Origin of the sequence: Virgibacillus alimentarius (genome assembly GCF_017874635.1) — a bacterium.
GTDB classification, from domain to species: domain Bacteria; phylum Bacillota; class Bacilli; order Bacillales; family Amphibacillaceae; genus Virgibacillus_B; species Virgibacillus_B alimentarius.
The window spans coordinates 47,989-55,070 of sequence record NZ_JAGIKX010000019.1; the positions used below are offsets into that span (position 1 = coordinate 47,989).

Below are 7,082 nucleotides of genomic sequence, written 5' to 3' on the forward strand. Positions count from 1 at the left end.
TTTTCGGGTGGATATTCAATTATTCGACAAAAAACAACAATATTCGGGGAGTGACAGGCACCCCTACTTTACTTTATGAAACTTTCATCTACGAAGTTCGTGAAGTCTGGTTGTTCTTTCAGGAATTGGAGGTCGTAGGAAGAGTCTCCGAAGGCTTGAATGGTTTCCTGATCGATATCATAATCGAAATGGGTGCGTTTGAACGCATTTTTCATGACGTCACGATCAAGTTTTTGACCGGTCACTTCATCGATGCCGTTTATGGTTAAATCGATTGCTTCTTGTTGGTCATCATTGATCATTTCGATTGATTCTTTATGTGCATTTGCCAGTTTTTGAACAAGTTTGGGATGATTTTCAGTCATGTTGTCGGACGTAACAAACACAGCTGCAGGCAGTTTGTCACCGAAAGAGATTTCGTCGGATTCAATTAATACGTTGGCATCTTGCTCTGCTTCTAAGACAGATGCCCATGGTTCGGGAGCTGTTGCTACATCCACAGAGCCGCTTTCAAACATGGATGTATATTGTGCAGGCTTGCCTGTGACATGTTTCAGGGATCCGCCAATCCGATCAGAGGTAACACCTTTTTCTTTCATATACGTTTCAAACTGTACGTCATGGGTACATCCAACTCTTGGTGAAATAAATGTCACGTCATGAATATCTTCAACAGCTTCAACTCCGCTATCTTTACGGGAGACAATAACTGTTCCCCCAGTAGAAGCACCTGCAATCGCTTTTACTTCAAACCCGGAAATATAATGATTCATCGCAGGGCCTGGACCGACTAGACCAGCATGGATTTCATCCGTCGCTAAAGCAGTCATAAACGAGGAGCCGTCAGAAAATGTTTTGTATTCCACTTTAACATCGTCTCCTAATTGTTTTTCATATAACTGTTTTTCCTTAGCTACCATTGCGGGCGCATGATTCAAATTAGGAAAATAACCGATCACGACCTTTTCTCCATCACCAGATGCTTCGGAGTCACTCCCGCATCCAGGGAGTATCAAACCCATCCCGATGAATAAAACTACAACTAATTTTTTCACAGTTTAACCCCTTTCTATATAAAAAATCTGTTTTTTTAAGGATTGCGCTCGTCAAGCCCCCATCGCTTTAAAACATTGTTTTCAATCCTCTGGAAAATAACTTGATCAACAATCGCGCCAATTGTTCCGATGATAATGATAATTCCAATTACTAGACTCATATTATTAAAATCTGAAGCATAGGCCAGTGTATAGCCAAGTCCTGGTCCAGAACTTAACAATTCTGCAGCCATTAATGCTCTCCAACTAAATGCCCAGGAAAGCTTGACACCAGTAACAGCATGTGGGATTGCTGCTGGAACAACTACTTTCAAAAATAAATCAAGTCCTTTTGATCCCATTGTACGAGCAGCATTTAAATAGAGAGGAGGGACATTTTTAATCCCAATTCGCATATTCATCGTCATTACAAAGGTTCCGCCTATGATTACGACGAAAATAATAGATGCCTCACCAAAGCCAAACCAGATGATAGCCAGGGGAACCCAAACAATGCTGGGTACACTTTGCAGTGCTAGAATCATAGATCCTAACGTTTCATCAAGTGCTTTTACTTTTGCAAGCATTACACCAAGCAATGTTCCAATAATTAAGGAGAAAGCAAATCCAATGAGTAAGTGGCGGAAGCTTGCAACGATATCCCAAATCAGTGTCATATCCTTGAAGCCAGCGTATATTTCATTTGCAACTGAAAGTGGACTTGGAATCATAGACTCCGGCCAAATTCCAAGTAATACGATACCTTGCCAAAGCAAAACAAGGGTTGTAAAAAAGACTATTCGTTTACCTGCTACCGCCATATCGCAACTCCTCTTTCATTACCTTTTGAATTTCACCCTTTAAAATGATGAGTAATTCTTCTTCCAAATCGGCCATATCTTTTTGCAAACGGGGACGAGGCAGATCAACCTTGATATCTGAAATGATCGTTCCCGGTCTTGCTCCCATAATAATGATGCGATCTGCTAGTTTAATCGATTCTCTAATGCTATGTGTTACAAAAATAATCGTTTTTTTCGCAGAAAGCCATATTTTCTCCAGCTCATCTTGTAATACCGTTCTCGTTTGCTCATCTAGTGCTCCGAACGGTTCATCCATTAATAATAATTTCGCATCCATTGCTAATGCCCTTGCTATGGAAACACGCTGTTGCATGCCGCCAGATAGTTCATGAGGATAATGATTAGCAAAGTTACTAAGATGAACCATTTGTAAATAGTCAGCTGCAACATCCTGCTGATCCTTTTTGTTTAATGATTTGCGTAGAGGAAATCTTATATTCTCTGAAACTGTCAGCCATGGAAATAAAGCTGCCTCCTGGAAAACCATACTTTTATCTGGACCAGGTCCTTTGACTTCGGCATTTTCCAGAAAAATAGATCCACTTGAAGGTTGAGCGAGTCCCGCGATAATGGATAAAAGGGTAGATTTGCCACAGCCAGAAGGTCCTAATAACGAAACAAATTCTCCTTCGTTAATATCTAGATCAATATCTTGAAACACGGTTAAGGCTTGATCTTTTTCATTATGGAAGGTTTTAGAAACATTATTGATCTTTAAATACAAGCACATCACCTCCAAAAATATAAAAACTCATTATTCCCATTAATTTTATATGAATTGGATGTATTGTACCATGTCTTTAGAACAATTCCAATAGGCAATCGCCCAAATGTCCGGGTGCCTGTCACTTTCCAAATTTTGTCGGACCGAAATACTAGCGTTTATTGTCAATGGACCTCTTTTTCCTGTATTAACCATCAAACCGGTTTTTTTATGCTATAATATTTTTGGATATAAAATCCAAAATGAATCTTTTGGCCTACATAATATATAGAGGTGGTGACTTAATGAAGTGTATCAAATGTGGATTTGAACAGATGGAAGGGAAATTTTGCGGACAATGTGGTACTTCGCTATCAAAGGAAATTCACGGTACAAATTTGAGTGAAAAGGAAGGGGAGCTAAAAAAAGAAGAACAGGCTGCAACTGTAGATAATACTAGCACACAGAATTTTCAGGAAGAGACAAAGGGGGATTCGCATCAGCAAGCTTTAAACCATACAGTGACAGAGAAAACAAAAATGTATGGGTCCTACTTCGTAAATTATTTAAAACAACCTTCAATTGCTTTTTCCACTAGGGGGGAAGCATTCACACATGGCTTAATTAGTATGGCAATTGTTGCGTTCTTGATGGCATTGTCATTTTATTTGCTCGTGCGCAATTTCGCTCGTGCAGCGTTTGAGGGGTATGGAGACTTATTTACTGATGCATATTATAGTGGACCTTCTTTATTTTCGGTATTCGTCTATGCATTTATTTTTATGATCATTAGCATGGGAATCGTTGTCATTCTTTTATACATCATTAATCATCTCTTTGGTACAGCCTATCAATTGAAGGAAATGATAGGGATCTATGGTACACATCTTGTTCCAATAATTGTGCTGACAGGTGTCACTTTTTTACTTATTTTACTTAAATCGAATACCATAGGTGGTTATTTATTGCTTTTTACGCTAGGACTTGTATTAACGTCATTTCCTTTGTATTTAATAAGCAGTTTACTGACACGTCAATCGAAAAATCTTGAGCCATTGTATGCTTATTTGATCTATATCATATCTGTAGCAATTGTATTTGGTATTTTTGTTTTTGTAATGATGGATTCAGCTTTTGGTAGAATGCTAGATCAAATCGGTTATTATTGAAGTTAGATTGGGGGAGTACGGATGGATCAGTTTTGTCAGGAATGTGGAAAGAAGTTGCGTTCTGGTGATAACGTATGTATCTATTGTGGAACGCCCATTCAAAAGAAAAATGCGGATCAACAAAATCAAACTGGAAAAAGAAAGGCAGAAAAACAGCGCAAGCCGATACCTAAGAAAAAGAAAATAATATATATTTCTTTATCAGCTATTATTGGATTGTTAATCGCTTTCAGTGTATGGGCGCAGTCCTATCAATCTCCAGAATCGGTGGAAAAACGATTTGCAAAGGCGATTTCGGAAAAAGACGTTCGTACAATGCAAAAGCTCTTGGTACATGAAAATGGATCAGATGTGACAAAAGAGGAAGCTAAGGCACTTATGAAACTCGTAGAAGAGGAAGGAAAGTCGGATGTGGAGGGCTTATTTACGGTTGCACCACACGGAAAGTTTCTCGTTTTATTCACTGCACACAAAGTAGAGGCGATTGACCAGTTTGCCAAGTATTCAGAGCCTGTTGAAGGTTTATCATTTACATTTAATGGGAAGGAAATTCCTGAATATGAGCGAAATAAAGAGGTTGTTTTGTACGGGCCACTTATTCCCGGTATATATGACGTAGAAGCGGTATTTAAAGGGGAATATGGTAAGACGAAAAAAGAAGGTTTGCTGACACTTTCGGAATATAGTGGTGATGAAACGAATCTTGATATGGACGTCAATGTGTCAAAAGTTGTTTTTCACATCGACAATTATGATGAAATTGATCATGCTAAATCGTCTATCCAACTTGGAGATGAGAAGATCCCGATTGATAAAGAAGGAAATACGAAAGAAATAGGTCCATTTATACTTGATGGATCACAAAAAGTACAAACTGTAGTTTCTATGCCTTGGGGAGAGGTTGTATCTGAACCAATCGATATCAATGAAAATGAAATGACAATGCACGCTGATGTACTTTCCAAAAAGCAATTTGTTAAAATGCAGGAAACCTTGAAAAACTTTGGAGAACATTATGTTGAATCGATTGCTAATCAAAGTACAAAGCCGCTGAAGTCAGTGACAGAAGATGTAAAGGAATTTGTCAGTGATGAAATAATGGAGGGCTTGTATTACTCTGGAGAGTTTAAACAAGTAGAAATTGATCGGAATTCAGTACAAGTTGATAACAGTTCTAAACAACCTAAGATTGAATTACTTACGCAGTATGTATATGAAACGTATCATGAAATAGATGAAGAACCAGATTTATATGAAGAAGTATCTACGCTCCAGATGCAGCTTTCCTATGATCAAGAAAAAAAGAAATGGACCATACTTTCTGTTGAACCTGCAGATATCTGGGGAGGCTTTACAGTAACCGATACAGCAGAGGGTTCCAAAAAAATGCATGGACCAAGTAAGGAAGCAATGAAAGAAGCGAAAAATAAAAGCATGAAAGAAGATATATCTTTGTTTATGGATGAATATGCTCAAGCAAGTGTAGATGCGATTAATTATAGAGATTTCGATTTTGTCAAGGATTATATCTCCGCGGATGGTCCTAGATGGAAAGAGGCAAAGGAATATATTGATTATCTTGATTCCAAAGGTATTACAGAGGACTGGCTCGGAACGGAACTGGAAACGGTGAAAGAACTAGATTCCGGACAAATCGAAGTAACCGTAATAGAATCTTTCACAATTGACAAACCAGATTCATCAACAGACAAAACATATAGAACAAAAGTTACCTTGAAAGAAGTAGACGGAGAATACAAAGTACATGAACTTATCGAAACCAATGAGATATAATGGTGCCTGTCACTTCCCGAATTTTGTCGAATGATATTTGCCGGAAGAGATGTACATAAAACGTACACTCTTTCCGGCTTTTTTTAAAAATGTTTTGTATATTTTTTATATCATTGGCAAAAAGTAAATTTTCATCTCCGCTTCCAGGTGCTATTTTTAATTCGTACAAGAGAATATTACATTTTATCGTTGAATATAGGATGAAAATCCAATTTTTCCTATTCGACTGGGAGAAGTAAATAGCCTATACTATTTTTGAATAAAGATAATAGCTGGAAAGGAGGAAGAATAGGATTGGCAAGAAAAAGACGCGTTTGGATTCCGGATTTCTTTTATCATATTGTGAGTCGTGGTAACAGGCGCGACGCTTTATTTCATGATGATAGTGATTTTAAAATCTTCCTTCATATACTTCGACAGATCCACAAAAAGAACCCATTCGAAATTGCCTCATATTGTTTGATGACCAATCATTACCATCTTCTGATGCGCTCCCAAAAGCAGCCTATTTCTAAAGTTATGGCTTTGCTTAATAAACGTTATGCGGACTATTACAATACGAAAAATAAAGTAACTGGGCATGTTTTTGAGAAACGTTTTTACGATAAAATTATTAATACGAATCTAGATATGTTAGAAGTTAGTGCATATATACATTTAAATCCACTCGAAGCTGGAATGGTAAAACGTCCTGAACTATATCAATGGAGCAGCTATCGTTATTATGTTCACGTTTCAAGCCACCCACATCTAAACATGGCTGCGGTGTTTGATTGTTTATCGGGTAGTAAACTGGAAAAAAGAGAGGCATATCAAAGATTTGTGAAAGAAAAAAAGAAGAAAAGTGAAACGACAATTTCCTAAGTAGAAAATCCCAAGTATAGGGCATGATGGCTCAGTATTTGGGGTTTTTTGTATGTGTTGTAATGTTACATAAATCTGAATGCAAAACATTTTATTATAACATGTATAAATTCGTTTGTGATTAAAACACACAAATCCTGTGTTAAAAAAATATGGGAATATATGTTCGTGCATATTCATGGGTGTTTGGATGAAAAAATTTTATTATAACATATATAAATTCGTTTGTGGTGAAAACACACAAATCCTGTGTTTAAAATCATAGGGAATGTATGTTCGTATATCATCATGGGGGTTGGATGCAAAACTTTTAATGTAACATGTATAAATTCGTTTGTGGTGAAAACACACAAACCCTTTGTTTAAAATCATAGGGAATGTATGTTCGTATATCATCATGGGGGGGTGGATGCAAAACTTTTATTGTAACATGTATAAATTCGTTTGTGATAAAAACACACAAATCCTGTGTTTAAAAATATGGGGAATATACGTTCGTGTATCTTCGTGGGTGTTTGGATTCAAAACTTTTATTGTAACATGTATAAATTCGTTTGTGATAAAAACACACAAATCCTGTGTTTAAAATCATAGGGAATGTATGTTCGTATATCATCATGGGGGGTTGGATGCAAAACTCTTTATTATAACATGT

General features: G+C 37.1%; 6 protein-coding genes. 3 read left to right on the forward strand and 3 right to left on the reverse strand.

Going from position 1 to position 7,082, the window contains the following annotated elements:
• Positions 1-68: 68 nt before the first annotated feature.
• Genes J2Z81_RS10300 through J2Z81_RS10310 form a run of 3 tightly spaced genes read right to left on the reverse strand, consistent with a single transcriptional unit; the run spans position 69 to position 2,621 of the window.
• Entirely contained in the window at positions 69-1,055 is a 987-nt protein-coding gene (locus J2Z81_RS10300) for an ABC transporter substrate-binding protein (RefSeq protein ID WP_029271107.1), read from the reverse strand.
• A 35-nt stretch (positions 1,056-1,090) separates the two neighbouring features.
• Positions 1,091-1,855 carry an ABC transporter permease gene (locus J2Z81_RS10305; RefSeq protein ID WP_029271109.1) on the reverse strand — a complete coding sequence of 255 codons (765 nt, stop codon included), beginning with the start codon at positions 1,853-1,855 and terminating at the stop codon, positions 1,091-1,093.
• Positions 1,839-2,621: an ABC transporter ATP-binding protein gene (locus J2Z81_RS10310; RefSeq protein WP_226371288.1), complete on the reverse strand. Its 783-nt coding sequence runs from the start codon at positions 2,619-2,621 to the stop codon at positions 1,839-1,841. The genes J2Z81_RS10305 and J2Z81_RS10310 overlap by 17 nt, the downstream gene beginning before the upstream one ends.
• 284 nt (positions 2,622-2,905) lie before the next feature.
• Between J2Z81_RS10310 and J2Z81_RS10315 the strand changes: the two genes are divergently transcribed.
• The 3 genes from J2Z81_RS10315 (at position 2,906) to J2Z81_RS10325 (ending at position 6,427) form a co-directional block, all read left to right on the forward strand.
• Positions 2,906-3,769 (forward strand): hypothetical protein, encoded by an 864-nt coding sequence (locus tag J2Z81_RS10315; protein WP_226371289.1) that lies wholly within the window; start codon positions 2,906-2,908, stop codon positions 3,767-3,769.
• Between the two features lie 21 nt (positions 3,770-3,790).
• Positions 3,791-5,563: a TcaA NTF2-like domain-containing protein gene (locus J2Z81_RS10320; protein ID WP_226371290.1), complete on the forward strand. Its 1,773-nt coding sequence runs from the start codon at positions 3,791-3,793 to the stop codon at positions 5,561-5,563.
• Between the two features lie 294 nt (positions 5,564-5,857).
• On the forward strand, positions 5,858-6,427 hold the full coding sequence (locus J2Z81_RS10325) for an REP-associated tyrosine transposase (protein ID WP_226371291.1): 570 nt from the start codon (positions 5,858-5,860) through the stop codon (positions 6,425-6,427).
• Positions 6,428-7,082 lie beyond the last annotated feature (655 nt).